This window comes from Lutibaculum baratangense AMV1 (genome assembly GCF_000496075.1).
Lineage (GTDB): Bacteria > Pseudomonadota > Alphaproteobacteria > Rhizobiales > Tepidamorphaceae > Lutibaculum > Lutibaculum baratangense.
The window spans coordinates 12,365-38,750 of record NZ_AWXZ01000035.1 but is presented as its reverse complement, the minus strand read 5'-3'; the positions used below and the strand labels follow the sequence as shown (position 1 = coordinate 38,750).

Here is a 26,386-nt window from a genome sequence, read left to right as displayed (position 1 = left end):
CCCCAAGAAGCCTCCGAGGACAACATCTAATGGCTACCGAGATCCGCGTTCCGACCCTTGGCGAGTCGGTGACTGAGGCCACCGTCGGCCAGTGGTTCAAGAAGGCGGGAGACACTGTCGCCGTCGATGAGCCGCTGCTCGAGCTCGAGACGGACAAGGTGACGATCGAGGTTCCCGCGCCTGCCGCCGGCACCCTCGCCGAGATCAGCGTGCAGGACGGCGAGACGGTGGAGCCGGGCGCCCTCCTCGGCTCGATCTCCGAGGGCGGTGCGGCCGCGAAGGCCAAGGATGCGCCGAAGGAGGAGAAGGCCGAGGCGAAGCCCGCTCCGAAGCAGGAGGCACCCCGGCAGGAGGCGAAGGGCGACATGCCCCCTGCCCCGTCCGCTCGCAAGTTGATGGAGGAGAAGGGGATCGACGCAGGCGAGGTCGACGGGTCGGGCAAGCGCGGCCAGGTTCTCAAGGAAGACGTTCTGAAGGCGATCGAGCAGGTGCCGAGCGCGCCGGTGTCGGCGCGGGCTCCGTCGGGCGGCGCCGACGAGGCGCGCGAGGAGCGGGTCAAGATGACCCGCCTGCGCCAGACGATCGCGAAGCGCCTGAAGGACGCGCAGAACACCGCGGCGATGCTGACGACATTCAACGACGTCGACATGACGGCCGTGATGGAGCTCCGCAAGAGCTACCGCGACCTGTTCGAGAAGAAGCACGGCGTCCGGCTCGGCTTCATGGGCTTTTTCGTGAAGGCCTGCGTGCAGGCGCTGAAGGAGATCCCCGAGGTCAACGCCGAGATCGACGGCACCGACCTCGTCTACAAGAACTACTGCCATGTCGGCATCGCGGTCGGCACCGATCGCGGCCTCGTCGTGCCGGTGGTGCGCGACGCCGACAGGATGAGCCTCGCCGAGGTCGAGAAGACCATCAACGAGTTCGGCCGCCGCGCCCGCGACGGCAAGCTCGCCATGGAAGACATGCAGGGCGGCACGTTCACGATCACCAATGGCGGCGTCTACGGGTCGATGCTCTCGACGCCGATCCTCAACGCGCCGCAGTCGGGCATTCTCGGCATGCACCGCATCGAGGAGCGCCCCGTCGCACGCAACGGCCAGGTCGTCATCCGCCCGATGATGTATCTCGCCCTCAGCTACGACCACCGCATCGTCGACGGCAAGGACGCGGTCACGTTCCTCGTCCGCGTGAAGGAATCGCTCGAGGATCCCCAGCGGCTCGTCCTCGATCTCTAGAGTACCGACAGGCGGCGCCAGGCAACTGGCGCCGCTTCTGCTTGTCCCCTCGGTCCGTGGCCGGGAAGCCGCCCGCCGCCCTTCGCCGGTCGCGCGCGTGAAGCGGCTTTCAGGGCTCGGATCGGCGGGACGGCGCGAAAGAACCGTCAGAACACGAAACACGCTTCAGCCCGACCCGAAGAGGACTTCTCCATGGCTTCCTACGACGTCATCGTCATCGGCTCCGGACCCGGCGGCTATGTCTGCGCCATCCGCGCGGCGCAGCTCGGCCTGAAGACGGCGGTCGTGGAGAAGATGAAGACCTTCGGCGGCACCTGCCTCAATGTCGGCTGCATTCCGTCGAAGGCCCTGCTCGCGGCGTCCGAGCTCTTCGAGGAAGTTTCGCATCTCGACGGCTTCGGCATCGAGGTCGGCAAGCCGACGGTCAATCTCGAGAAGATGCTCGGCCACAAGAGCGAGACGGTCGACGCGAACGTCCAGGGCGTCGCCTATCTCTTCAAGAAGAACAAGATCACCTCGCACCAGGGCACCGGCAGGATCGTCGGCAAGGGCAAGGTCGAGGTCACGGACGAGAACGGCAAGACCGAGACGATCGAGGGCAAGAACATCGTCGTCGCGACGGGCTCGGACGTCGCCCGCCTGCCCGGCATCGAGATCGACGAGGAGCGGATCGTCTCCTCGACCGGCGCCCTGTCGCTCAACAAGGTGCCGAAGAAGCTGCTCGTCGTCGGGGCCGGCGTCATCGGGCTCGAGCTCGGCTCGGTCTGGCGGCGGCTCGGCGCCGAGGTGATGGTCGTGGAGTTCCTCGACCGGATCCTGCCCGGCATGGACAACGAGGTCGCCAAGCAGTTCCAGCGCCTTTTGCAGAAGCAGGGCATCGCGTTCAAGCTCGGCTCGAAGGTCACCGGCGTCGAGACGAAGGGCGAGACCCTCAAGGCGAGCGTCGAGCCGGCGAAGGGCGGCGACGCCGAGACGATCGAGGCTGACGTCGTGCTCGTGTCGATCGGCCGCGTGCCCTACACCGAGGGCCTCGGCCTGAAGGAGGCCGGCGTCGAGACGGACGAGCGCGGCCGGGTTAAGACCGACGGCCACTACCGCACGAATGTCGACGGCATCTGGGCGATCGGCGACGTGATCACGGGGCCGATGCTCGCCCACAAGGCGGAGGACGAGGGTGTCGCCGTCGCCGAGATCATCGCCGGCCAGGCGGGCCATGTGAACTACGACGCGATCCCGAACATCATCTACACGATGCCGGAGGTCGCCTCTATCGGGAAGACCGAGGAGCAGCTGAAGGACGCGGGTGTCGAGTACAACGTGGGCAAGTTCCCGTTCTCCGCGAGCGGCCGCGCCCGCGCGATGCGCGCGACCGACGGCTTCGTGAAGGTCCTCGCCGACAAGAAGACCGACCGCGTCCTCGGCGCCCACATCGTCGGGCCCTCGGCGGGCGAGCTCATCCAGGAGTTCGCGGTGCTGATCGAGTTCGGCGGCTCGGCCGAGGATCTCGCGCGCACCTGCCACGGCCACCCGACCCTGTCCGAGGCCGTCAGGGAAGCCGCGCTCGGCGTCGCCAAGCGCTCCATCCACATCTGAGGATGACCGACCGCCCCGTCAGACCCGCCTGACGCTGCTGACGGGGCAGCCCTCCTTCGCGAGGATCCTCTCGACGACCGTCCCTGCCGGCTCGATCACCGTGTCCATGTGGTGGCCGTTCGCGTGCAGCAGCCGGCCGTCGCCGAGCGCGATCGCCACGTGCCCCTTCCAGAAGACGAGATCGCCGCGCCGCCACCCGTCCGTCGGGACAGGCTCGACCGGCGCCCCGAGCGTCCTCTCCTGCATGTCGCTGTCGCGCGGGCAGGAGAGACCGCACGCCCCCATCGCCATCTGCACGAGCGCCGAGCAGTCGAGCCCGAGGCTCGTCCGGCCGCCCCAGTAATAGGGCGTGCCGACGAAGCGCTCCGCCACGGCAACCCAGTCGCAGAGCGGATCGTCGAGCGCACGCAGGTGGCGGGCGAACACGAAACCGGCTGGGATGCGCGCGAAGTCGCCCTCGAGGTCCAGCACCGCGACCTCGGAATTCAGGCTCACGAGCATGAGCGGCGGCATCTTCAGGTCCGGGCCGGGATAGACCCAGGTCCTCAGGGCCGCCACGCGGTGGGTCGGCGCCGGGCCCGGCGTCTCGAGCGCGCCCGCCGGGCACCAGCCGACATAGCCGTCGCTCTCCGACTGCACCCACGCCCACCCTTCGGGCGTCTCCTCGAACAGCTTCACCCGCTCCCCGTGCAGAAGCTCGGTGTCCTGCCGGCTGTCCGGACGGGGCTCGCGGCGGAGAGAGGCGCTGGCCGCGCTTACCACCTTCGCCACCGGGTCGAGATAGCGTGGCCGGTCGACCTCTCCGGCGAGCGCGCGGTCGGCGGCGTCGGGCCGGATCGCATGGAGCCTCGGATCGAGCGCGGTCATCGGGACACCTGCCTTGCCTTGTCGGAGATCATGATGCCGAGCCTCTCGAGAAAGAGCGCGCCTTCCACGGTGCGCTGAACGAATACGTTGCGCCGGTCGGCGGTGTCCCGGCGACGGCTGACGAGCCCCTTCGCTCCCAGCGAATCGAGGGCGCGCGTGATGACGGGCTTCGTGACGCCGAGCTTCGCCGCGAGCCCCCTCACCGTGTGCGGCGGGGGCTCGAGATAGACGGTCAGCAGCACGGCGACCTGGCGGACCGACAGATCGTCCTCGCCACCGAGGACGAGAGCGAGCGCCACCTCGTGCCAGAGGCGGACCGCCTGGGCCGGCCGTATCGTGATCGCCATGGCGTTATGGGTCTCGGGACACGAAAATTCGTCACTTCCTTAGCGGAGCGCCGGCGCCACCGCCACCAAAACCTCAAATTCTGCTCTTCCTGAGCAACGAGAACACGGTGCGTATGGCCTGCGCCTCGCCACCCTCCGGGCAGACGGGGTTCTGCGTCGGGTTCCAGCCGTAGATGTCGAAGTGCGCCCACTGGGTGCGGGGCGACACGAAGCGCGACAGGAACAGGGCCGCGGTGATCGAGCCGGCGAAGCCGCCCTGTCCGGTGTTGTCGGTGTCGGCGACCTTGCTCTTGAGCATGCGCTCGTAAGGCGTCCACAGCGGCAGGCGCCAGATGGGATCGCCCGCCTCCTGGGCCTCACCCATCAGCGCCGCGGCGAGACCGTCGTGGCGGGTGAAGAACGGCGGGATGTCGGGCCCGAGGGCCACGCGGGCGGCGCCCGTCAGCGTCGCGAAGTCGAGGAGCAGCCCCGGCTCTTCCTCCTCCGCGAGCGTCAGCGCGTCGGCCAGGATAAGGCGCCCCTCGGCGTCGGTGTTGCCGACCTCGACCGTGATGCCGGCGCGGCTCCGGAGCACGTCTCCGGGACGGAAGGCGTTGCCGGAGATGGCGTTCTCGACGGCGGGTATGAGGACCCGCAGGCGCAGGTTGAGGCCTGTCGCCATGATCATGTGCGCGAGGCCGAGGGCGGCCGCGGCGCCACCCATGTCCTTCTTCATCAGGAGCATGCCGGCATGCGGCTTGATGTCGAGCCCGCCCGTGTCGAAGCAGACGCCCTTGCCGACGATGGTGACGGCACGCGCGTCCGGATCCCCCCACCGCAGGTCGATGAGGCGGGGCGCCCGCGTGCTCGCCCGTCCCACGGCGTGGACCATCGGCAGGTTCGCCTCGAGGAGCGCCTCCCCCGTCACCACCTCCACGGCGGCACCGTGACGTGCCGCGAGGTCGCGCGCCGCCGTTTCGAGCTCTTCGGGGCCCATGTCGCTCGAGGGGGTGTTGATCAGGTCACGCGCGAGGAAGACGCCGTCGGCGATCGCCATGACGTCCTTCGGCTCCACCCCCTCCGGCACGTGCAGCCGCACGTCCTTGCGCGTCACGCGCCTGTACCGGTCGAACACGTAGCCGCCGAGAACGAAGGCGAGCGCAGACAGCTCCGCGTGATCGCCCACATTCTCGAGCCTATAGCGGCCGGCGGGAAGTTCCGTCGCCAAACGGCCGGCGAAAAAGGCGCGCTCGCTTCCCTCGCTGGTCCCGGTCCCCAGAAGCGCGCAGACCGGACGCCCGTCGCCCCCCGGCAGCAGCGCGACGCGCCCGGCCGACGGTTCGTAGCCGATGGCGTCGAGATAGGCGGCGGCGACCCGGTCCAGGCCGCTCGTGGCCGCTTCGAGCTCGCCCTTCCCGACCAGACGGACAGGCAGGGCATCCTCACACTGCTCGCGCGGCAGCAGACTGGCTTCCACGGCGCTTTCCTCTCCACGATTGCTGCTTAACGCACCGTTAGGGTTAACGGGCTATTGCTGGATCGAGCCCTGCGACGCGCTGCGCCGGCTCGATACAGGGGAGCATATATCAAACCATGAGGATTTCCGCCTTCCTCCGCATCGCTGCCACCTCGGCAGCGCTCGGCCTGGCGCTCGCGGGCTGCAACAGCAAGGAGCTCCACACGGGCTCGATCGGAAAATCCGCGGCCGCGACGGCTGGTGCGGCGACCGCCTCCACGGCGCAGGCGGAAGACCTGTCGCGGCGCTACCGCAAGGACCAGAAAAACGCCGGCCTCGCCGTCGCCTTCGCCTCCTCGCTGCAATCCATGGGACGCAACAGCGACGCGCTGCGCGTGCTCGAGAACACGATGCAGCACAAGCCGAACGACGGCCCCCTCCTCTCCGCCTACGGCCGCGCCGTCCTGCGCGAGGGGCGGCCGAGCGACGCCCTGCCTGCGCTCGAAAAGGCGGAGCAGGCCGGCGAGCGCTCGAGCGCCCTCTACTCGGCGCGCGGCGCGGCTCTCGACCAGCTCGGCCGGCAAGACGAGGCGCGTGCGAACTACCAGCGGGCGCTGGCGCTGAAGCCGGACGACCCCGGGACGCTCGCCAATCTCGGCCTCTCCTACGCGCTCTCCCGCGACCTGAAGGAGGCGGAGGCCGTCCTGCGCAAGGCTGCGGCACAGCCGGCCGCCACGCAGCAGGTGCGCCAGAACCTCGCGCTCGTGCTCGGCCTGCAGGGCCGCTTCAAGGAGGCCGAAGAGCTCGCGCGGCAGGACCTCGCCCCGGCCCAGGCCAAGGCGAACACCGACTTTCTCAGGCAGATGGTCAGCCAGCCCGACAACTGGAAGCAGCTCAAGGCGCTCGACGGCTGAGCACGCCCCGCGCGGGCTGGTCGTCGCTCTCCACGTTCGGCATCTCCAGCCGGGCACTCGCCGCCGGCTCGCCGACGAGGACGGGCCGCAGGTTGCGCGCCCGCTTCGGCTTGATCGGGATCGCCGCCTGGACCTGCTTCGTCGCCTCGACCATCACGAGCCCCGGCGGCATCGCCAACCATGCGCCGAGCCGCTCGAGGACGCCGAGCGACCGGATCAGGAACCGGTGGCGGAAGGGGGGGAGCCACAGAGCCTCCTGCCAGCGCGCCGGCGTGAACTGCGTCTCGCGCAGGAGCCTCACGAGCTGCGAGCGGCTGTAGGGGTGGCCGTAGCCGAAGGGCGTGTGCTCGAAGCGCGACCACAGGCCGCGGCGGTAGGGTACGGCGACGATCAGGCGGCCGCCGCCGGCCAGCACCCGCCGCGCCTCGTGGAGAAGCTCCGAGGCACTGTCGCTCATCTCCAGGCAGTGGACCATGATCAGGAGGTCGACCGTTCCGTCACCCATCGGCAGGCGTGTCTCGTCGACGAGCGCCGCGCGGCATTTGCGGTCGCTCGGCCACCGCACCACGCCCTGGCGGGCCGGCATGAAGGCCAGCACCCGCTCGGCCCGGTCCCGCAGCAGGCCGAGATAGGGCGTCGCATAGCCGAGGCCGACGACGACGCCCGCATCGCGGGCCGGCAGCAGGTGCTCCATGCGCTGCTGCACCAGGCGCCGCGCGATCTGGCCCAGCATCGTTCCGTAGAACTCGCGCAGATCGATGATGTCCACGTGCATTCGCCGGCACTTCTCCCAGGACCTGTCCGCCTTGACGCTGGTCAGTGGCGGACCAAGTGAGCCATATAGCTCCCATCATCATAACAGGAGGTTCAGCACGCGATGGCCCGTCTCGACATCAGAATGTTTCCCTGTCTGAGCGACAATTATGGCGTGCTGATCAAGGAGCTCGACTCCGGCGCCGCGGCGGCGATCGACGCGCCCGACGGCACGGCCGTGATCGAGGCCGCGGAGGCGGCCGGCTGGGACCTCACGCATATCCTCGTCACCCACAGCCACGCCGATCACGTGCAGGGCATCGAGGCGGTGAAGGCGCGGTTCGGCTGCCGCGTCGTCGGCCCGAAGGGCGAGGCCGACAGCATTCCCGGCATCGACGACACCGTGGCCCACGGCGACCGCTACGCGTTCGGCGGGCTGACGGCGGAGATCATCGAGACCCCCGGCCACACCACGGCGCCGGCCACCTGGTACTTTCCGGAAGCCGACGTCGTCTTCACCGGCGACACGCTCTTCGCGCTCGGCTGCGGGCGGGTCTTCACCGGGTCCATGGAGGACATGTGGGAGTCGCTTCAGAAGCTCGCACGTCTCCCGAAGGAGACGCTCGTCTATTGCGGCCATGAGTACACCGTCGCGAACGCGAAGTTCGCGCTCACGATCGAGCCCCACAACCACCATCTGCAGGCGCGGGCCGACGAGGCGAACCGGAAGCGCTCGGAGGGAGAGCCGACCCTGCCCACGACGATCGGGGGAGAGCTCCTCGCCAACCCGTTCATGCGCGCCGACCGGCCGGAGGTCGCGGACGCCGTCGGGATGACGGGCGCCGACCCGGCGAAGGTCTTCGCCGAGATCCGCAGGCGGAAGGACGCGTTCTGACATGTCGGGCGATATGAACATGCTGACGGCGGGCGAGGTCGTCGAGATGCTCGGCCTCGACCCCCACCCCGAAGGCGGCCATTTCCGCGAGACCTTCAGGGACGGCACCGGCCACGACGGCCGCGCCCGCTCGACCGCGATCTACTACCTCCTCGCGGAGGGCGAGTTCTCGCACTGGCACAGGGTCGACGCCGTCGAGATCTGGCACTATCACGCCGGCGCGCCGCTGGAGCTCAAGACCTCCGCCGACGGCGAGACGGAGGGGGTCCATCTCCTCGGTCCCGACCTCGTGGCGGGCGAACGGCCGCAGCTCGTCATTCCGAAGGACGGGTGGCAGAGAGCCCGAACACTGGGGCGATGGACGCTCGTCGGCTGCACCGTGGCGCCGGGCTTCGAGTTCGACGGGTTCGAGATGGCTCCGCCCGACTGGCGCCCCGGGGCGTGAGGTCAGACGATCAGGAAGGTCATGTAGCCGGCATAGGCGGCGAGAAGGACGCCGCCTTCCGTGCGGCTCAGCCCCCGGCCCGTGAAGGCCATCAGGGCCATCACCGCCATCACGCCGATCACGAACGGTATGTCGAAGGCGAGCAGCTCCGGTGACACCTGCAGCGGATGTGTCATGGCCGTCACGCCGGCGATGCCGAGCAGGTTGAAGACGTTCGATCCGACGACGTTGCCGTAAGCGATCTCCGGCTGCTTGCGGATCGCCGCGCTGATCGATGTCGCGAGCTCCGGCAGCGACGTGCCGATGGCGACGATCGTCAGGCCGATCAGCGTGTCGGAGACCCCGAAGGTCTCCGCGAGTTCGATCGCCCCCGTGACGAGCAGTTGCCCGCCCAGCACCACGCCGGCAAGGCCCCCGAGCAGGAAACCGGCCTCCTTCAGTTTCGGTCCGAGGCCCGGCTCGGGCGTCGGCTGGTCGTCGCCTTCCGCAGGCTCGCCCCGCTCCACCTTCCGCTTCTCGGAGCGCCAGACATAGACGAGGTAGCCGGCGAGGGCGAGGACGAGGATCGTCCCCTCGACCCGGCCGATCACCCCGCCGAGCGCGAGCCCCGCGAGAAGGACGCCCGACCCGACCATCAGGAGCCCGTCGCGTATCGCCGTGCGCCCGTCGCAGATCATGGGGGTCACGACGACGGTCAGGCCGAGGATCAGCAGCACGTTCGCGATGTTCGAGCCGACCACGTTGCCGAGCGCGATGCCGGGCGCGCCGGACAGCGCGGCACTGATGCTCGTCGCGAGCTCGGGCGCCGAGGTTCCGAAGCCGACGACCGTCAGCCCGACGACGAGCGGCGTCACGCCGAGGCGCAGGGCAAGGAGCACCGCCCCCCGGACCAGCGCCTCGCCTCCGACGAACAGGAGGACGAGGCCGGCGACGATCAGGAGGTACATGGTCATGGGGCGGCTGTTCCGTGGAAGTGTGCGGGGCAAGATGCCATATGGGTCCCGCTTCCGTGGACCGCCACCGCCTGAACCGGGAAATCCGCCGCGGCCGTGCCCGAGTCAGCCGGGAGAGGCGCCGGCCGCCGCCGGCACCGGCACGTTGTCGATGAGCCGCGTCTCGCCGAGCCACACGGCGGCGAGGAGCTGGCCGGGACGGTCGGCCCGCTGCAAGGGCGCGAGGTCGTCGGCGGCGCGCAGCTCGAAATACTCGACCTCGCGAAAGCCTGCGTTCGCGAGTTGCGACCGCTCGTCGGCGATGACGGGGCCGGGATCCTCCCCGTCCGCGATCCTGCGCGCCGCCCTGTGCAGCGCCGCCGCCAGCCGGGGCGCCACCTCGCGCTCCCTCGCCGACAGCCTCACGTTCCGGGACGAGAGCGCGAGGCCGTCCGGCTCGCGGATCGTCGGGCAGCCGACGATCTCGATGGGTATGTCGAGATCGCGCGCCATGCGCCTGATCACGTGGAGCTGCTGGAAATCCTTCTCGCCGAAGACGGCGATGTCCGTCTGCGACTGCAGGAAGAGCTTCGCGACCACCGTCGCGACCCCGTCGAAATGACCGGGGCGGTAGGCGCCGCAAAGTCCCTCGCTGACGCCGCTCACCGAGACGGTCGTGGCGAAGCCCGGGGGATAGATCTCTTCGGCACCGGGGGCGTAGAGCAGGTCGACGTCGAGCGGCGCGAGCTTCGCCCGGTCCTCCTCCTCCGTCCGCGGATAGGCGTCGAGGTCGCTCCGGCTGTTGAACTGCTTCGGGTTCACGAACAGGGTCACCACGACCCGCTCCGCCCTGCTGCGGGCGGCGCGCACGAGGCTCAGGTGACCGTCGTGCAGCGCTCCCATCGTCGGCACGAGGGCCACGCGCTCCCCGCGCCCGTGCCACGCCGCCACGCGCTCCCTCAGGGCGGCGACGTCGCGAACCGTCTCGAGGCTCACTCTCAGCCGCCTCCGCCCGCCGACCTGGGCGCGGGATCGACCGCCTTCGGCACGTCGCCGAAGACATGCTCGGCGGCAGGGAAGCGGCGTTCCCTGACCTCGCGGGCGAAGGCCTCGATCGCCTCGCCCGCGACCTGCCCGAGCTCGGCGTAGCGCTTCACGAATTTCGGCCGGAAATCGGTGAACATGCCGAGCATGTCGTCGATGACGAGAACCTGGCCGTCGCAGGACGCCGAGGCGCCGATGCCGATCGTCGGGATGGCGATCTCCTCGGTGATCCGGCGGGCGAGCGGATCCGTCATCTTCTCGAGCACGACGGAGAACGCGCCAGCCTCGGCCACCGCGACGGCGTCGCGATAGACACGCTCGGCGTCCGCGCCGCGCCCCTGCACCTTGTAGCCGCCGAAGGCGTTCACCGCCTGCGGCGTCAGCCCGACATGGGCCATCACCGGCACGCCGCGGGCGGTGAGGAAGCGGATCGTCTCGGCCATCGCCTCGCCGCCCTCGAGCTTCACCGCGCCGCAGCCGGTCTCGGCCATCACGCGGGCGGCGTTGCGGAACGCCTGCTCGGGTCCCTCCTCGTACGTGCCGAACGGCATGTCGATGACGAGGAGCGCCCGCTCCACGCCGCGCCGCACGGCCTGCCCGTGCATGATCATCATGTCGAGCGTGACGCCCAGCGTCGACGGCAGGCCGTGCATCACCATGCCGACGCTGTCCCCCACCAGCACCACCTCGCAATGCGGGTCGACCAACTTGGCGACGGGCGTCGTGTAGGCGGTCAGCGACACGATCGGCGTGCCGCCCTTCCGTGCCGCGATGTCTGGAGGCGTGATCGCCCTAGCCTCGGCCGAGACGCTCATGCTCGATACTCCTCAAGAGATCCGTGCGCCGCGTCGGGCGCCGCACGGGATGTGCGACGGCTCGCGCCGCGACGCAAGGGCGGCACGTGCCGGGAAGGCCTGCCTCCGCCGTCGCCGCGGACGCGCGTCAGGCGAGGTACTGGCCGCCATTGGCGCTGAGCGTCGAGCCGGTGATGAAGCCAGCCTCGTCGGAGACGAGGAAGACGACGCATCTCGCGATCTCCTCCGGCTCGCCGAGGCGTCCCACGGGAATCTGCGGGATGATCTGCTTGTCGAGCACGTCCTGCGGCACCGCGCGCACCATCTCGGTGCCGATATAGCCGGGGCAGATCGCGTTGACGGTGATGCCCTTGCGGGCGCCCTCCTGCGCGAGCGCCTTCGTGAAGCCGATCTCGCCGGCCTTCGCGGCGGAGTAGTTGACCTGGCCCATCTGGCCCTTCTGGCCGTTGATCGAGGAGATGTTCACGATGCGGCCGAAGCCGCGCTCGCGCATGCCCTCCCAGACCGGGCGGCACATGTTGAAGAGCGAGCCGAGATTGGTGTCGATGACCGCCTTCCAGTTGTCGTGGCTCATCTTGTGGAACATGCCGTCGCGCGTGATGCCGGCGTTGTTCACGAGGATCTCGACCGGTCCGAGCTTCCCTTCCACCTCGGCGATGCCGGCCGCGCAGGCCTGCGGGTCCGCGACATCCCACTGGAAGACGGGAACGCCCGTCTCCTCCGCGAAGGCGTTCGCCTTCTCGGTGTTGCCGGCATAGCTCGCCGCGACGGCGTAGCCCGCAGCCTTCAGCGCCTTCGAGATCGCCGCGCCGATCCCGCGCGTTCCTCCCGTCACGAGTGCCACACGCCCCATTGGTCGTTCCCTTCCTTCGTGCGTTGTTCCTGAAACGGCCGCGCCGGGGTGCCCGGCGAGGCCGCCGCGGCCGGCCCTTCTGGCGTGGCGGCCGCGGCTGGTCGAGTGCTTGGCGCCTACCGCTCCACGCAGAGGGCGACGCCCATGCCGCCGCCGATGCAGAGCGTGGCGAGGCCCTTCTTCGCGTCGCGGCGGCCCATCTCGTAAAGGAGCGTCGTCAGCACGCGGGCGCCCGATGCGCCGATCGGGTGACCGATCGCGATCGCGCCGCCGTTCACGTTGACGATGTCGGGGTTGAGACCGAGCTCCTTGTTGACGGCGCAGGCCTGCGCCGCGAAGGCCTCGTTCGCCTCGACGAGGTCGAGGTCGTCGACCGACCACCCCGCCCGTTCGAGTGCCTTGCGCGAGGCGGGGATCGGGCCGGTGCCCATGATCGCGGGATCGACACCGGCGGTGGCCCAGGAGGCGATGCGGCCGAGCGGGGTGAGACCGCGCCGGCTGGCCTCATCGGCCGTCATCAGCACGACGGCGGCGGCGCCGTCATTGATGCCCGACGCGTTGCCGGCGGTGACGGTGCCTTCCTTGTCGAAGGCCGGCCGCAGCCCCTGCAGGCTCTCGGCCGTCACGCCCTCGCGGATGTACTCGTCCTGCTCGACCACCGTGTCGCCCTTGCGGCCCTTGACCGTCACGGCGGCGATCTCGTCCTTGAAGCGTCCCTCGCGCCGCGCGGCTTCGGCCTTGTTCTGCGACCGGGCAGCGAACTCGTCCTGCTGCTCGCGGGTGATCTGCCACTGTCTCGCGACGTTCTCGGCGGTGTTGCCCATGTGGTAGCCGTTGAAGGCATCCCACAGGCCGTCCTTGATCATCGTGTCGATCATCTTGAAGTCGCCCATCTTCTGCCCGTTGCGCAGGTGGGCGCAGTGCGGCGCCTGGCTCATCGATTCCTGGCCGCCGGCGATGACGATGCCCGCCGACCCGTCGCGGATCTGCTGCATGCCGAGTGCCACCGCGCGGAGCCCCGAGCCGCAGAGCTGGTTCATGCCCCAGGCCGGCGTCTCGACCGGAATGCCCGCCGCGATCGAAGCCTGCCGCGCGGGGTTCTGCCCCTGCCCGGCGGTGAGGATCTGGCCGAGAATGACCTCGTCCACCTCACCCGCCTCGATGCCGGCGCGCTGCATTGCCGCCGTCATCGCCGCGGTGCCCAAATAGGATGCAGCCACGCTCGACAGCGAGCCGTTGAACGAGCCGACCGGCGTGCGCGCGGCGCCCACGATGACGACGTCGGAATTGGCGCTCATGATCGATACCTCCTGTCCGAACGCAGGTGCAGCGTTCGCCTCTGCTCTTGTGTCACGAGCCGGTTCTGCCCGGAAAACCAAGGCCTCGTGCGTCGCCCGGAACTATACAACGAGGTGCCGGGGGCGCGTCACCCCCAAGAAAGATGCTGGACGGTGGCGCCGCAGCATGACAGCGTGACAAACGGATTGTCCGGCACGCGAAAAAGACCATAAGCTGGGCAGGGAGAGGGTGACCTGGCGGCGCGAGAAGACCGTCCGGTCTTCGGGAGGAGCGGCGAGCCATGACACGACACGCGCAGCAGCCCACGATCATCAAGAAATACGCCAACCGGCGGCTCTACAACACGGGAACGAGCACCTACGTCACGCTCGACGACCTCGCGAAGATGGTGAAGGAGGAGGAGGACTTCATCGTCATCGACGCGAAGACGCAGGACGACATCACGCGGTCGGTCCTCACGCAGATCATCGTGGAGCAGGAGAGCCGCGGCGGACACCTGCTGCCGACGAACTTCCTGCGCCAGCTCATCCGGTTCTACGGCGACTCGATGCAGACGCTCGTGCCGAGCTATCTCGACTTCTCCATGAACTCGCTCACCCGTGACCAGGAAAAGTTCCGCGAGCAGATGGCGAAGACCTTCGGCGCCACCGCGATGGGCGCGATGGAGAACCAGGTGCGCTCGAACATGGCGATGTTCGAGCGGGCGTTCCGCATGTTCACGCCGTTCGCGAACGAGGCCGAGCAGGCCACGCGCGAGCGTGAGACCCGGGAGCGACCGCAGCCGAGCGAATCCGACTTCGACACGCTGCGCAAGCAGATGGCCGAGATGCAGAGCCGGCTCGACCAGCTCGCCAAGAAGGACTGAAGCGCGAGTTGACGGAGGCGGCGGGCATGGCGGACGAGTGGAAGCTGCCGTGGACCGCCCATTGCCGCTGCCGCGCCGTCACGATGACGATCTCCGCCCCGCCGCTTCTCTTCATGGCATGCCATTGCCGCGGCTGCCAGAGGATGACGGCGAGCGCCTTCTCCTGCTCCATGGCCATCCCGAATAGTGGGTTCGGAGTGGATGGCCCGCCGCCCGCGACCCGCGCCTCCGAGGACGGGTCGCCCTGCACCCACCATTTCTGCCCCGAGTGCCACAGCTGGATCTTCACGAGCTTCCCGGAGGAGGCCGGTTTCACCAACGTGCGGGCCACCATGCTGGACGACCCCTCGTGGTTCGCGCCTTTCGTCGAGACGCAGACTGCGGAGAAGCTGCGCTTCGCGGAAACGGGCGCACCGATCAGCTACGAGCGCTTCCCCGCGATCGAGGACTATCCCGGCCTGATCGAGCGCTTCCAGTCCGAGGGCGCGAGGCCCGCCTGATGCCTTCCGGCGGGCACGGCCGGAGCGCGATCTTCACGTGGCGACCGCGGTGTCCTTCGGCATCTCGTAGAGCTTCGGCTTCCCGATGAGGTAGCCCTGGAGGTGCTCGACGCCCGCCTCCTGAAGGATGCGGGCCTGTTCCTCCGTCGTCACCCGTTCGGCCACCGTGCCGAGGCCCAGATGGCGGGCGAGCGCGACGAGCGTCCGCACGAAGAACAGCGTGTCCTCGCTCGTCGTGATCGTGTCCACGAACGATCCGTCTATCTTCACGACATCCGCGCCGAGCGACCTCAGGTTCCGGAACGAGGTGTGCCCGGCGCCGAAATCGTCGATCGCGACCTTGCAGCCCAGGTCCTTCAGCGCCCGGACGAAATCCGCCGCTCGGTCGAGATCCTCGATCGCGACCGTCTCGGTCACCTCGACCATCAGGCGGCGGGCGATGTCCCGGTCGGAGCGGAGATGGCAGGCGAGCCGCGCGAACCACGAGACGTCGAGAACACTCGCGGCCGAGACGTTGAGGGACAGGCTGAGGCCCGGATCGTCGCCGAGCGCGGCGAGCGTCAGGTCCATCATGCGCTGGTCGATAAGCCGGATGATGCCGAGGCGCTCGGCCGATTCGATGAACTCGGCCGCGTTCAGGATCCGGCCGTCGGGCATGCGCAGCCGGCACAGCACCTCGTGATGGACGACCGCCCTCGTCCCGGTCGAGGCGATCGGCTGCAGCGCGAAGACGAGCCGGTTCGCATTCAGCGCCTCGATGACCTCGGCGGAGACCTCCGCGTTGCGGCGCCGCGCGACGTCCGCCCCCGGTGACGGCTCGTAGAGGCACAGGCCGCCTTTCGTGTGGTCGCGCGCCTCGCCGAGCGCCTGCATCGCGTGGGCGAGCGCCTCGTCGGCCGTGCGCCCGTAACGGGGCAGGACGACGCCGCCGATGGAGATCGTGGCGCCGACCGAGCCCGACCGCGTGGGAATCGGCTCCGAGGCGACGGCGTCGGAAAAGCGCGCGGCGGCGATGCGGAGATCGGATTCGCTGCACGAGTTGAGGAGCACGCCGATCTTGTTGCCGGAGAGGCGCCCCATCTGGTCGCCGCGGCGGACCTGGCGCGCGATCCGCTTCGCGGCGCCCGCGATCACGTCCTCCCCCGCCTCGTAGCCGTAGGCGTCGTTGAACATGCCGAGATGGTCGACCGCGACGACTGCGAGCGCGCAGCTCACGCGGACCCGCTGCGCGGCCTCGATGCTGGCGGCGACCAGTTCCAGGAAGCGCCGCCGCATCAGAGCGCCGGTGTGCAGGTCGTACTCGCTCGAGGCGACCGCGTCCCCTGCGGCCGGCACGACGCGCACGATGCCCTGGGCGACGGCCGGCCGGCCGTCGGGGCCGGCAAACCAGCGCCCGAAATCCTCGATGATCGGGCCCGGGTCGCGGTCTCCGCCCGCCATGCGGTAGACCACCTGGTAGGGCACGCCCGGGCCGGGATCGCGCGCGCCCGACTGCATCACCACGTCGTAGCGCCCCGGCGGGCCGGAGGGGTCGAGAAGCCGGACGAAGCGGCGGCCGCTGTCGATGGCCTCGATCGAGGGGATGCGGAACAGCCGGGCGGCGTTGGCGCTCCAGCGCAGCTCGTCGCTCGCGACGTTCCAGTGATAGACGGCGCACTGGACCGAATCGAGAATGTCTAGCGTGCCGCCCGTGCGGGTCGGCGGCTCGGGTCGGTCGGCCGCATCGGCGCCCTGATGCATGCTTGGGGTCCGGCTTGAGAAGATGGGTCGCTCGTTCTGCGCCCGTCCAGTCTGCGGCCCGGCCCCTTAACAAACCGCCAAGTGGGCGAACGATCGCGGCTCCATCACGTTGTCAACAGGCCGCGGCCCCGCTGTCGCGGGACCGAGCGCGACTCGTGGCATCATCCTTGCGCATTTCTGAAGGAAGGATGCACACCTGTATCGGGATGGGACATGAGGATCGAGCCGAGCAGACACGCCTTCGACGCGAGCGCACCGACCGACAAGGCGGGGCGCCGGCGGGACGGCGAGCCGGCGCGGGAGCGCAAGGTCGAGGCGGCGGTGCCGGTCGCTCCGGCGCAGGAGCGCCCGACGCACCAGCCGCGCGGCGCGTATGCGCCCCTCATCGCCCAGCTCATCGCGACCCGCCTCGAAATGCCACAGACCCGCGCCCGCCGCAGGGCTGCGCCCGAGGTGGCCACCGGTGCCTACGGCGCCTGCGGCGCGGCGCCGGCTGCGGTCGAACCCGCCGGGCGCTTCAGGCGGAGTGTCTGAGGCGGCCTCCCGCCCTCAGAGCTCGCTCGTGCCGACGGAGAAGTCCCGCCTGGCCGCACGGATCGTGATCGAGAAGCCCGCGACGACGTCGACGAAGGAAATCACCGTCATCAGGAAGAAGGTCGAGGTCGCCGCGCGGTCCACGAGCAGGAACTCGACGATGCAGATCACGAAGACGATCGTCGACAGGATGTGCTCGAGCACCGAGCTGTGACTCGCCCTGCTCGACTTCAGGATCTCGATGAACAGGACGAACAGCGTGCACAGGAGGAACACGTCGTGTGCCGTCATCGTCCAGACCGCCCCCGACATCATCGGCAGCGACGTCACCTCCGCGTTCCATTGCGCGCCGAAGACGATCGCGAGGATGTTGTAGGCGATGAGCGGCAGGAGCATCAGCGGGATCGAGCCCATGGGCGGCGGCCTCTTCAGGTGAAGTGTCTCGTCTCGGGAACGAGTGCGCCGCACTATGCCCTCGCGGGCGGTCGCGGCAAAGCTCGTCGACGGGTGGAGCCGTGACGGCGCCAACGAAAAAGGCCGGCGATGGCCGGCCTTTCCTAAAGAAGCGCGAAGGGAAGCCGCGGCTTACGCGTCGTCCTGCGGCTTCAGGATCTGGCGGCCGCGATACATGCCGCTCTTCAGATCGACGTGGTGCGGGCGGCGCAGCTCGCCCGAATCCTTGTCCTCGACATAGGCGGGCTTCTTCAGCGCATCGGCGGAGCGACGGAAGCCCCGCTTCATCGGCGACGTTTTCCGCTTGGGTACGGCCATGATTATCTCCTGACAACAGCTGCTCGCCGGCGCGGCGCGCGAGCCGTTCAAACAGCGCTCTCTCGCGATCGACGAAATTCAGGCGCGGGTTATACAGAATTGTCACGCCGGACGGAAGCCCGTCGCGGCGATTCCGCGCCCTATTTCAGACAGCCGACATAGGAGCCCGCCTGACGCGCCCGGCGCTCGATGATTCCCGCGAGGCGGCGCAGCTGAGCGCTGGGTTGGGCGGGGTTGCGCAGCCGCGGATTCGGCAGCGTGACCGCGAGAAGCGCGCCTTCGGAGGCGGTCAGGTTGGCGGCAGGCTTGCCGAACCAGTGCTGCGCCGCCGCTTCCGCTCCGAAAACGCCCGGCCCCCACTCGACGATGTTGAGATATATCTCCATCGTCCGCCGCTTCTCCCAGACCGTATCGAGGTAGTAGGCGATCGGTATCTCGAGACCCTTTCGAAGATAGGATCGCGACGGCCAGAGGAACATGTTCTTGGCGACCTGCATCGGGATCGTGCTGGCGCCGCGGGGGCGGTCGGCGTTTCTGTCGAGAACCTCCTGAACGGCGGCCCAGTCGACACCCTGGTGGGCACAGAACTGCCCGTCCTCCGACATCATCACCGCATTGACGAGGTTCGGAGAGATCTCCTCGAGAGGCACCCAGCGGCGGGTCGTGTCGATCCGGTTCAGCTCCTGCCAGGCCTGCAGCGTCGACCAGGGCGGATTCGCCACGGCATAGAGCGGCACGAGAAGGATCGGCAGGCACGCAACGGCAATCGCGAGCAGCAGGAGTCTGGAAACAAGCCAGCCGACGCCCCTCCTCCGCCTCCGCCGCGGGCGCTCCACCTGTTCATCAACCATCCGCCGCTCCGCCGGGCCGCTGCATTCACCCATGCTTGCCATGCCGGGCGCCACTGCGCCACTCTCCCGGCCGCCGCCCGCTCGGGCGCCCGGTCCTGCCCCCGCGATGCTGGAGAGACATCTTGCCCGCCGATTTCGAAGCCGAGTTGAAGAAGATCGCCTCGAGGGTCGATTCCGAGCTCGAGGCACTGCTTCGACCGGAGGGAGCACAGCACTCGCGGCTATCCGACGCCATGCACTACGCCGTGATGGGCGGGGGCAAGCGTCTGCGTCCCTACCTCGTCGTCGCCTCGGCCGAGCTCTTCGGCGTGCCCGCCGCGAGCGCGATGCGCACGGCGGCGGCGCTCGAATGCCTGCACACCTACAGCCTCGTCCACGACGACCTGCCCGCCATGGATGACGACGATCTCCGCCGCGGCAGGCCGACGGCCCACCGGGCCTATGACGAAGCAACGGCGATCCTCGCCGGAGACGCGCTCCTGACGCTCGCCTTCGAGATCCTGAGCGAGCCGCCGACCCATCGCGATCCGGCCGTGCGGGCCTATCTCGTCTCGCGTCTGGCCCGCGCCGCGGGCGCGCAGGGCATGGCCGAGGGACAGATGCGCGACCTCCTCGCTGAGGGGAAATCGCTCTCGGAGGAAGAGGTTCTGGACCTGCAGGGCCTGAAGACGGGCGCGCTCTTCTCCTTCGCGGCGGAGGCGGGCGCTATCCTCGCCCTCGCGCCTGCCGACGACCACATCCGCCTCGCCCGTTTCGGCGCCACCCTGGGGCTCGCCTTCCAGATCGCCGACGACCTTCTCGACGAGGAGGCGAGCGAGGAGGAGCTCGGCAAGGCCACCGCGAAGGACCGCGCCAAGGGCAAGGCGACCCTCCCGGCGCTCCTCGGCATCGCCGAGGCGCGGTCGCGGCTCGATGCCGCCGTTTCCGCCGCCCGCGATCTGATCGAGCCCTACGGGGACCGGGCCCGCAAGCTCTCCGCCGCCCTCGATTTCACTGCCAACAGGAAGAAGTGAGCTGGTAGACGATGACAGTTGAGCTCCACTTCCACGGCGCGTCGCGCACCGTCACCGGCTCCTGCTTCCAGCTCCGCACGGACCGGGCACGAATTCTCGTCGACTGCGGCATGTTCCAGGGCCCGAAGACCGAGAAGGAGTTGAACTACCGTCCGTTCCCCTTCGGCCCCGGAAGCGTCGACGCCCTCCTCCTCACCCACGCGCACATCGACCACAGCGGGCTCGTGCCGAAGCTCGTGAAGGCGGGCTTCGAGGGCCGCATCTTCGCGACGCGGGCAACCCGCGACCTCTGTTCCGTCATGCTGCCCGACTCAGGCTTCATCCAGGAAATGGAGGTCGAGCAGCTCAACCGTCGCAACGCGCGCCGCGGCCGGGCCGAGGTCGAGCCGATCTACACCGCCGCCGACGCCGATCAGGCGATGCTCCAGTTCACGCCCGTCGCATACGAAGCCTGGACGGAGGTGGCCGACGGTATCCGCGCCCGCTACTGGAACGCCGGCCACCTCCTCGGCTCCGCGTCCATCGAGGTCGAGGTCGCTGCCGGCGCCAAGCCCCTCCGCATCCTCTTCTCCGGCGACATCGGCCCGGACCACAAGCTCCTGCAGTTCGACCCGGAGGCGCCGGCCGGGTGGGACTACGTCGTGTGCGAATCGACCTATGGCGACGAGGAGCGCCACGATGCGTCGCCCGAGCGGCGACGGCGGCTCCTGAAGGAGGAGGTCGAGGGGGCCGAGAGGCGGGGCGGTGCCCTCGTCATCCCCTCCTTCGCAGTGGAGCGGACGCAGGAGCTCCTGACCGACCTCGTCGAGCTCATGGAGCGGGGCGAGGTCAGGCGCGCGCCGATCTTCATCGATTCCCCCCTCGCGACGAAGGCGAGCGCGATCTTCGAGAGCCACGCCTCCGAGATCGAGGACGGGCCCCTTCTCCGCCGGGCGATGTCGGCCGAGAATGTCCGCTTCACCGAGAGCGTGGAGCAGAGCAAAGGCATCGACCGGCTCACCGGGTTCCACATCGTGATCGCGGCGAGCGGCATGTGCGAGGCCGGCCGCATCCGCCACCACCTGAAAGCCCGGCTGTGGCGGCGCGAGGCGACGGTCCTCATCGTCGGCTACCAGGCGCAGGGCACGCTCGGCCGGATCCTGCAGGAGGGGGCGAAGCGCGTGCGCATCATGGGCGAGGAGATCGAGGTCCGCGCCCAGATCCGCACGCTCGACGTCTATTCGGGCCACGCGGACGGCCCGCAACTCCGGCGGTGGATCGAAAAGCGTCTGCCGATCCGCCACGGGCTCTTCCTCGTCCACGGCGAGGAGGAGGCACTGTCGGGTCTGAAGGGGCGCGCCGCGCAGCTGATGCCGGAGGAACACGTCGTCGTCCCCGCGCTTGACGACGTGTTCGGACTCACTCGCGACGGCCTGCGGGTGCCGGATCGGCAGGGCAAGCGCCGCATCCTGCCGACCCAGACCGCGCAGCTCGACTGGCACAACGACCTCTCGAAGCTCCTCCTCGACATCGGCGAGACGATGGACCACGCCGCCGACGATCGCGCGCGGGGGGTGATCATCCGCCGGCTTCGCCGGGCGCTCGAGGAGACCGAGACCGAGACCGGAAACGGCCCCGCCTGAGTGCCTGCCGCCGAGGCCGCACGAGCTCATCCTTTAGAGCGGTTCTCGTTGTCTCCCATTCATCAACGTGGCGCGGCGGCGACATCATTGCGGCCTCCGTGCGTCCGAGATTCTTCTCTAGAATCCGCAGGTTAAAAAGATTTCTGACTGTTCGCCCCCGGTTCTCTAGCGATCTCGACCGCGGGCCCGGGCTGCGTCCGAAAGCGACCGGAACGGACATAGGGACCTCCCGTTCTGCTCCCCGACCGGCGGGACCGACACGACGGCCGCGGGTCAGGAAGCAGAGACTGAAAGGAGACTAACGATGAAGTTTCACCACATCGCCGCTCCGGCGTTCGCTGCACTCCTGATGGCTTCGACCGCCATGCCTTCGCAGGCACAGGACACCGAGATCCCGCGCGAGGGCACCTCGTCGAGCTCGACGGTTGGGGCCGGCGGCACGACGGCTGGCGACGGCTCGACCTCCACCACGCTCGGCACCGGCGGCAGCGCCTCGGGCTCGGGGGACGGTGGCGCGGGCAGCGCCTCGACCCTCGGCGTCGGCGGCACGACGGCCGGCGACGGCTCGACCTCCACCACGCTCGGCACCGGCGGCAGCGCCTCGGGCTCGGGGGACGGTGGCGCGGGCAGCGCCTCGACCCTCGGCGTCGGCGGCACGACGGCCGGCGACGGATCGACCTCCACCACCCTCGGCACGGGCGGCAGCGCGTCCGGCTCCGGCGACGGGGACGCGGGCAGCGCCTCGACCCTCGGCGTCGGCGGCACGACGGCTGGCGACGGGTCGACCTCCACCACCCTCGGCACGGGCGGCAGCGCGTCCGGCTCCGGCGATGCCGGCGCGGGCAGTGCCTCGACCCTCGGCGCCGGCGGCACGACGGCCGGCGACGGCTCCTCGGCCTCGAGTGTCGGGACGGGCGCTTCGTCGGCCGGCTCGATGAACTCGAAGGGCGAAGAGGCGCCCGGCCGCTCTGCCGAGGCTCCCGGCCAGAAGAAGAAGCACGACAGCAACTGATTGCTGATTCACGCACCGCGGGCGGCCCGCTTCGGCGGGCCGCCCAGGTCCCCGAAAGGAGCTCAAACCATGCGGGCACATACGAGAATTGCAGTCGCTTCCGTCGCGTTCGCCATGTTCGCCATGCCCGCGCACGCCGACGACGAGGTGAAGCGCGACGAGAACGGCTGCCGGATCGTCGAAAGCGACGAGGCGGGCCATGGCGCGGCGGCCGTTTCGGGCTCCGGTGGCGCGGCCGCCACGAGCGGCGCCACGGCGGGCTCTGGCCAGGCCTCAGGCGTCACCGTCCAGTCCGGCGGCTCGGGAGCCGGCGCCTCCTCGTCCGTCAGCGTCTCTTCGTCGGCGGGCAACGGGGCAGCGGTCGCCACGAGCAGCGGAGATGGCGACTGCGTGGTCGTGGTGCCGCGCGGCGAGAAGGAGTAGTCCGATGAAGAAGCCAGTTCTCTATGCCGCGATCATCCTCGGTCTCGGCGCCTCTCCGGCCTTCGCGGAGGATGCAGCGAGCGGAACGGTCGGAAGCGGCGGCAGCGCCGCGGCCGGCGGCACCTCCGCCTCGACGCTCGGCCTCGGCGGCACCGTCCGCGACGAGGACGGCAGCACCGCCTCCTCGATCGGCACCGGCGGATCGGCCGCCACCACCGACGGCAAGGCGCAGAGCCGCTCGAAGCTCAACGAGAACCCCAACATGCTGATGGGACAGTCGAAGTCCCAGGCGATGGACAAGGGCACGTTCTCCAAGTCCAAGACGAAGACGAAGGTTCGTCACGGCGAGGAGCTCGAAAGCACCACCCGCACGATGTCGCACGTCCCCGGCGAGAAGCCGGAGATGTCGACCACGACCTCCGAGGCGGAGCTCGACTGACCGTCGGGGCGCCCCGCCCTCGACAGGCTGGGCGCCCGCCCTCCCCCGCACCCGGGCGCATGGCTCGTATGCGCAGCACGCTGGCGACGCCGGCGATTCTCGATCTATCCTGCCGCCCCCGCGCTTTCTCCCGAAGACGCGGGGAGAAGCGCCCGCAGCGGCGCGACGATGGGTGGAAGACGCGGGTCCGGGCGCGACCGGCGAAGGCAGGGACCAGTCAGTGGCGGAGTTGAGTGCGGCGGGCCGGCTGGACGGCCAGAAGAGCATCTGGGTCGTCGGTTTCGCGCACGGCACGACGCACTGGATCCTGGCGACGTTCTTCGTCGTCCTGCCATACGTGGCGCAGGACCTCTCGCTCAGCTACTCGCAGGCCGGCCTTCTCGTCTCGACCTACTACGCCTCCTCCTTCGCGGCGAATTTCGTCAGCGGCGCCGCCGTCGACATGACCGGGCGGAAGATCCTGTTCCTGCTCCTGGCGGTGCTCGCCGGCGCCGGCGCGGTCATCGGCTTCGCCCTGTCGACGAGCTTCCTCGTCCTGTGCCTGATGATGGCGATCATCGGCACGACGAACAGCTTCTGGCATCCGCCCGCCATCTCCTTCCTCTCGCAGGAATTCCCGGCCCGGCGCGGCTATGCCCTGTCGATCCACGCCTTCTTCGCGAGCGGTGCGGACGCCTTCGCGCCGCTCGTCGCGGGCGTGATCATCGCGGCGGCCGCGTGGCAGGACGCGATCGGCTCGACGGCCGTTCCCTCGCTCGCCGCGGCCGCCATCCTCCTGCTGCTCATGCCTCACGACCGCCCGGCCGCCGACGGAACACCGCGCGGCCTCGGCGGCGCCCACTACCGCGCGGGGCTGATGAGCCTCCTGCGCGACAGGGCGGTCGTCGGCCTCTGCGTCATGGCGGGCTTCCGGGCGATGTCGCAGGCGGGGCTTCTCCTGTTCCTGCCGCTCTACCTCGCCAACGACCTCGGCGTGAGCCCGGTGACGCTCGGCGCTGCGCTGATGGCGATGCAGCTCGGCGGCATGCTCGCCGGTCCCTTCGCCGGCATCGCGTCGGACCGCATCGGGCGGCGCCCGGTGGTGATGGCCGGGCTCACCCTGTCGACGCTGATCGTCCTCGCCATCACCGTCATCGGCCACACCGGGGTGTTCGTCGCCGGCATCTCGGTCCTGGGCTTCGCGCTCTTCGCCGTGCGTCCCGTCATCCACAGCTGGATGATGGACCTCGTGCCGCCGCAGCTCGGCGCCTCGGGCACGAGCCTCATGTTCGGCGCGCAGTCCGTCCTGTCGACGCTGACGCCCACCGGTCGGCGGCTTCATCGCCGACCGGTGGGGCATCGTCCACGTCTTCTATTTCCTCGCCGCCACCATGCTCGTCGCGAACCTCACCGTCCTCCTCCTGCCGAAGCGGGAGGCGCGGGCCGCCTGAACCGGCCCGTTCTTCACTGGCCGCTGAGATATCTGCGGTTCACCCAACCCTGATACCCGCCGACCCGCACCTTCTGCCAGCCGTTCGTGGCATAGGGCAGAAAGGCGATGCCGCAGCGGCGGCGGTCGAGCCTGGTCAGCACGCGCGACTGAGACGACGGCCATGCGCGCAGGTTCAAGACGTCCCCCGGAGCCACGCCCGTGACGCAGTAGCGCGCGGGCGAGACCATCGCGATATAGTGCCGGTGCACCCAGCCGAGGGAATGGCCGTCCTCGACGCGGCACCACTCGCCGCGGCAGCCGCCGGTCACCAGGATGCCGCAGGCGTCGTGGCGCAGGCGGGCGAGGATCGCCGCGCGGGCATGCGGACCGTCACGCAGGTTCAGCCTGTCGTCCGAGCGCACGTTGACGACGCAATGCTCCTCGCCCGGCACGACAGGCTCCGCCACGGCCGGACCTCCGAGGCCGAGGGCCACCGCCAGAACCAGAATGAAGCTCGCGATCCACCTCGACATCGCCGCCTCCCCAGGGTTGTTCGAACGGCCGGGAGGATAGAAGAACAAGGCTGAACGCCGGCTGTACGCACCGGCGGTCGCGGCAGAGGGGGTACGGCGCAAGCGCACGACCTTGTGATGCTGCCGCCCGGCCCTTCCTTTGCTTCAATACGCGTGCCGTAGCGGCACCCTCAAGCCCGGCTGCGGCGCCAGGGAGGAAGCTATGAAACATGTCTTGGCTGTCGCCGTCACACTCGCCTTCGCCACGCCGGCCTTTGCGAGCCAGTGCCCCTCGCTGATGAGCGAGATCGACGAGAAGGTCGACACCGCCCAGCTCACGGAGGAGGAGCGCGCGCAGGTGATGGAACTGCGCCAGCAGGGCGAGGCGGCTCACGAGGCGGGCGATCATGCCGCCTCGGAAGAGGCGCTGAACCAGGCGCTCGCGATCCTCGCCGAGTAGCTCGAAACGAGCGGCCGGGGCTTCAGGGTCGGATGACGACCACCGTGTTCTGAAGCCCCTCCCGGAGCGCCAGCTCGAAGAAGACCCTCGCGTGCTGCGTGTCGAGGCGCACGCAGCCGGCCGATGCCGGCTGGCCGAGGCGATAGACGGCATCGGTGCCGTGCACCGCGTAGTCGCCGTTGAAGAACACCGCGTAGGGCATCGGCGCGTTGTCGTAGAGGCTCGACCGGTGGTGGCGCGAGAGCCACTGCGCGCGCCAGGCCCCGGTCGGCGTGATCTTGCCCGTTCGCGCGGTCGAGACGGGCCAGTGGCCGATCGCTTCGCCGTTGTGGAAGAGCGTCATCGTCTGGGTCGCGAGAGTGACGGCGGCCACGACGGCGGCGTCCTCGGGCGCGACCGCCATCGGCAGCACGCCCGTCGAGAGCGCCGCGAGCATCGGCCGCGGCCGCTTCGGGCTCCAGAGGCCGATCTCCGCCTCGCGCGCCTCGGCCTCCTTCTCCGCATAGCGCTCGCCGTCGGCCCTCGCCCAACCCTGCGCGACCAGCCACTCCGCGATATCGGCTCCCGCGACGGTGCAGGTGGCCACCGCCTCCTCGCCCTCCTCGCCTCCCGCGGAGACGTCGCACTGAAGCGCCCTGCGGCGCACGAAGCGCTGCAGCGCCGTCCGCGCCATCGCGCCGCAGGGCCAGAGATCGCCGTCGGAGCCGCATTCCAGGTCACCCGTGGTCGGCGCGATGCCCTGGAGTCGCAGCGGCCGGTCGCCGCCGTCGACCACGCCGGCGGCGGGGAAGGAGGCGAGGTGA

General features: G+C 69.6%; 29 protein-coding genes and 1 pseudogene. 15 read left to right on the top strand and 15 right to left on the bottom strand.

Annotated elements, in window-relative coordinates; translation table 11 throughout:
- The first annotated feature begins 29 nt into the window (after positions 1–29).
- On the top strand, positions 30–1,238 hold the full coding sequence (odhB, locus tag N177_RS12140) for a 2-oxoglutarate dehydrogenase complex dihydrolipoyllysine-residue succinyltransferase (protein ID WP_023432631.1): 1,209 nt from the start codon (positions 30–32) through the stop codon (positions 1,236–1,238).
- Positions 1,239–1,430: 192 nt separating this feature from the next.
- A complete protein-coding gene (lpdA, locus tag N177_RS12135) occupies positions 1,431–2,831 on the top strand; it encodes a dihydrolipoyl dehydrogenase (RefSeq protein ID WP_023432630.1) in 1,401 nt (466 codons plus the stop codon).
- Between the two features lie 18 nt (positions 2,832–2,849).
- On the opposite strand, the gene N177_RS12130 is transcribed toward lpdA, so the two are convergent.
- The 3 genes from N177_RS12130 to N177_RS12120 all read right to left on the bottom strand — a co-directional run bounded on the left by N177_RS12130 (position 2,850) and on the right by N177_RS12120 (position 5,501).
- Positions 2,850–3,698 carry a C40 family peptidase gene (locus tag N177_RS12130; protein ID WP_023432629.1) on the bottom strand — a complete coding sequence of 283 codons (849 nt, stop codon included), beginning with the start codon at positions 3,696–3,698 and terminating at the stop codon, positions 2,850–2,852.
- On the bottom strand, positions 3,695–4,045 hold the full coding sequence (locus N177_RS12125) for a MarR family transcriptional regulator (protein ID WP_023432628.1): 351 nt from the start codon (positions 4,043–4,045) through the stop codon (positions 3,695–3,697). Before N177_RS12125 ends, N177_RS12130 begins: the two co-directional genes overlap by 4 nt.
- A gap of 73 nt (positions 4,046–4,118) precedes the next feature.
- Positions 4,119–5,501: a leucyl aminopeptidase family protein gene (locus tag N177_RS12120; RefSeq protein ID WP_023432627.1), complete on the bottom strand. Its 1,383-nt coding sequence runs from the start codon at positions 5,499–5,501 to the stop codon at positions 4,119–4,121.
- Between the two features lie 116 nt (positions 5,502–5,617).
- Between N177_RS12120 and N177_RS12115 the strand changes: the two genes are divergently transcribed.
- Entirely contained in the window at positions 5,618–6,394 is a 777-nt protein-coding gene (locus N177_RS12115; RefSeq protein ID WP_023432626.1) for a tetratricopeptide repeat protein, read from the top strand.
- Here N177_RS12115 and N177_RS12110 read toward each other — a convergent pair.
- Positions 6,375–7,169, bottom strand: a complete 795-nt coding sequence (locus N177_RS12110) for a class I SAM-dependent methyltransferase (protein WP_081718509.1) — start codon at positions 7,167–7,169, stop codon at positions 6,375–6,377. The genes N177_RS12115 and N177_RS12110 overlap by 20 nt on opposite strands.
- A gap of 102 nt (positions 7,170–7,271) precedes the next feature.
- Between N177_RS12110 and gloB the strand changes: the two genes are divergently transcribed.
- Positions 7,272–8,042 (top strand): hydroxyacylglutathione hydrolase, encoded by a 771-nt coding sequence (gloB, locus tag N177_RS12105; RefSeq protein ID WP_023432624.1) that lies wholly within the window; start codon positions 7,272–7,274, stop codon positions 8,040–8,042.
- A gap of 1 nt (position 8,043) precedes the next feature.
- Positions 8,044–8,487: a cupin domain-containing protein gene (locus N177_RS12100; RefSeq protein WP_023432623.1), complete on the top strand. Its 444-nt coding sequence runs from the start codon at positions 8,044–8,046 to the stop codon at positions 8,485–8,487.
- A gap of 2 nt (positions 8,488–8,489) precedes the next feature.
- On the opposite strand, the gene N177_RS12095 is transcribed toward N177_RS12100, so the two are convergent.
- From N177_RS12095 to N177_RS12075, 5 genes are all read right to left on the bottom strand, one after another.
- Complete coding sequence (locus N177_RS12095) at positions 8,490–9,440, bottom strand: calcium/sodium antiporter (RefSeq protein ID WP_023432622.1); 951 nt, start codon at positions 9,438–9,440, stop codon at positions 8,490–8,492.
- A gap of 105 nt (positions 9,441–9,545) precedes the next feature.
- Positions 9,546–10,415, bottom strand: a complete 870-nt coding sequence (panC, locus tag N177_RS12090) for a pantoate--beta-alanine ligase (protein ID WP_023432621.1) — start codon at positions 10,413–10,415, stop codon at positions 9,546–9,548.
- A gap of 2 nt (positions 10,416–10,417) precedes the next feature.
- Positions 10,418–11,278: a 3-methyl-2-oxobutanoate hydroxymethyltransferase gene (gene panB, locus N177_RS12085; RefSeq protein WP_023432620.1), complete on the bottom strand. Its 861-nt coding sequence runs from the start codon at positions 11,276–11,278 to the stop codon at positions 10,418–10,420.
- Positions 11,279–11,405: 127 nt separating this feature from the next.
- Positions 11,406–12,131, bottom strand: a complete 726-nt coding sequence (gene phbB, locus N177_RS12080) for a beta-ketoacyl-ACP reductase (protein WP_023432619.1) — start codon at positions 12,129–12,131, stop codon at positions 11,406–11,408.
- Positions 12,132–12,247: 116 nt separating this feature from the next.
- Positions 12,248–13,429, bottom strand: coding sequence for an acetyl-CoA C-acetyltransferase (locus N177_RS12075; RefSeq protein WP_023432618.1), 1,182 nt, complete (start codon positions 13,427–13,429; stop codon positions 12,248–12,250).
- Positions 13,430–13,710: 281 nt separating this feature from the next.
- On the opposite strand from N177_RS12075, the gene phaR reads away from it, so the two are divergent.
- Positions 13,711–14,295 (top strand): polyhydroxyalkanoate synthesis repressor PhaR, encoded by a 585-nt coding sequence (gene phaR / locus N177_RS12070; protein WP_023432616.1) that lies wholly within the window; start codon positions 13,711–13,713, stop codon positions 14,293–14,295.
- Positions 14,296–14,321: 26 nt separating this feature from the next.
- The gene (locus N177_RS12065) at positions 14,322–14,795 is read left to right on the top strand and encodes a GFA family protein (RefSeq protein ID WP_051402373.1); all 474 of its coding nucleotides are present in this window, start codon (positions 14,322–14,324) and stop codon (positions 14,793–14,795) included.
- 33 nt (positions 14,796–14,828) lie between these two features.
- On the opposite strand, the gene N177_RS12060 is transcribed toward N177_RS12065, so the two are convergent.
- Positions 14,829–16,535 carry a bifunctional diguanylate cyclase/phosphodiesterase gene (locus N177_RS12060; RefSeq protein WP_023432614.1) on the bottom strand — a complete coding sequence of 569 codons (1,707 nt, stop codon included), beginning with the start codon at positions 16,533–16,535 and terminating at the stop codon, positions 14,829–14,831.
- A 213-nt stretch (positions 16,536–16,748) separates the two neighbouring features.
- On the opposite strand from N177_RS12060, the gene N177_RS12055 reads away from it, so the two are divergent.
- Positions 16,749–17,069: a hypothetical protein gene (locus N177_RS12055; protein ID WP_023432613.1), complete on the top strand. Its 321-nt coding sequence runs from the start codon at positions 16,749–16,751 to the stop codon at positions 17,067–17,069.
- Positions 17,070–17,084: 15 nt separating this feature from the next.
- Here the strand turns inward: N177_RS12055 and N177_RS12050 are convergent, their stop codons facing one another.
- From N177_RS12050 to mtgA, 3 genes are all read right to left on the bottom strand, one after another.
- Complete coding sequence (locus N177_RS12050) at positions 17,085–17,483, bottom strand: hypothetical protein (protein ID WP_023432612.1); 399 nt, start codon at positions 17,481–17,483, stop codon at positions 17,085–17,087.
- Between the two features lie 171 nt (positions 17,484–17,654).
- Positions 17,655–17,840 (bottom strand): 50S ribosomal protein L32, encoded by a 186-nt coding sequence (gene rpmF / locus N177_RS12045; RefSeq protein WP_040485704.1) that lies wholly within the window; start codon positions 17,838–17,840, stop codon positions 17,655–17,657.
- Between the two features lie 140 nt (positions 17,841–17,980).
- Positions 17,981–18,691: a monofunctional biosynthetic peptidoglycan transglycosylase gene (mtgA, locus tag N177_RS12040; protein WP_023432610.1), complete on the bottom strand. Its 711-nt coding sequence runs from the start codon at positions 18,689–18,691 to the stop codon at positions 17,981–17,983.
- A 122-nt stretch (positions 18,692–18,813) separates the two neighbouring features.
- Between mtgA and N177_RS12035 the strand changes: the two genes are divergently transcribed.
- The 6 genes and pseudogenes from N177_RS12035 to N177_RS12010 all read left to right on the top strand — a co-directional run bounded on the left by N177_RS12035 (position 18,814) and on the right by N177_RS12010 (position 24,683).
- Complete coding sequence (locus N177_RS12035; protein ID WP_023432609.1) at positions 18,814–19,704, top strand: polyprenyl synthetase family protein; 891 nt, start codon at positions 18,814–18,816, stop codon at positions 19,702–19,704.
- Between the two features lie 11 nt (positions 19,705–19,715).
- The gene (locus N177_RS12030; RefSeq protein ID WP_023432608.1) at positions 19,716–21,326 is read left to right on the top strand and encodes an MBL fold metallo-hydrolase RNA specificity domain-containing protein; all 1,611 of its coding nucleotides are present in this window, start codon (positions 19,716–19,718) and stop codon (positions 21,324–21,326) included.
- A 304-nt stretch (positions 21,327–21,630) separates the two neighbouring features.
- Positions 21,631–21,972, top strand: a pseudogene (locus N177_RS22445) (hypothetical protein); the annotation flags it as partial.
- Positions 21,973–22,407: 435 nt separating this feature from the next.
- Entirely contained in the window at positions 22,408–22,761 is a 354-nt protein-coding gene (locus tag N177_RS12020; protein ID WP_152527909.1) for a hypothetical protein, read from the top strand.
- A 4-nt stretch (positions 22,762–22,765) separates the two neighbouring features.
- Entirely contained in the window at positions 22,766–23,200 is a 435-nt protein-coding gene (locus tag N177_RS12015; protein ID WP_023432605.1) for a hypothetical protein, read from the top strand.
- A 220-nt stretch (positions 23,201–23,420) separates the two neighbouring features.
- Positions 23,421–24,683 carry an MFS transporter gene (locus N177_RS12010; RefSeq protein WP_023432604.1) on the top strand — a complete coding sequence of 421 codons (1,263 nt, stop codon included), beginning with the start codon at positions 23,421–23,423 and terminating at the stop codon, positions 24,681–24,683.
- Here N177_RS12010 and N177_RS12005 read toward each other — a convergent pair.
- The gene (locus N177_RS12005; protein ID WP_023432603.1) at positions 24,644–25,144 is read right to left on the bottom strand and encodes an SH3 domain-containing protein; all 501 of its coding nucleotides are present in this window, start codon (positions 25,142–25,144) and stop codon (positions 24,644–24,646) included. The genes N177_RS12010 and N177_RS12005 overlap by 40 nt on opposite strands.
- 202 nt (positions 25,145–25,346) lie before the next feature.
- On the opposite strand from N177_RS12005, the gene N177_RS12000 reads away from it, so the two are divergent.
- Positions 25,347–25,583 carry a signal peptid-containing protein gene (locus N177_RS12000; RefSeq protein ID WP_023432602.1) on the top strand — a complete coding sequence of 79 codons (237 nt, stop codon included), beginning with the start codon at positions 25,347–25,349 and terminating at the stop codon, positions 25,581–25,583.
- A 22-nt stretch (positions 25,584–25,605) separates the two neighbouring features.
- Here the strand turns inward: N177_RS12000 and N177_RS11995 are convergent, their stop codons facing one another.
- On the bottom strand, positions 25,606–26,019 hold the full coding sequence (locus N177_RS11995) for a L,D-transpeptidase (protein ID WP_040485723.1): 414 nt from the start codon (positions 26,017–26,019) through the stop codon (positions 25,606–25,608).
- Between the last annotated feature and the right edge of the window lie 367 nt (positions 26,020–26,386).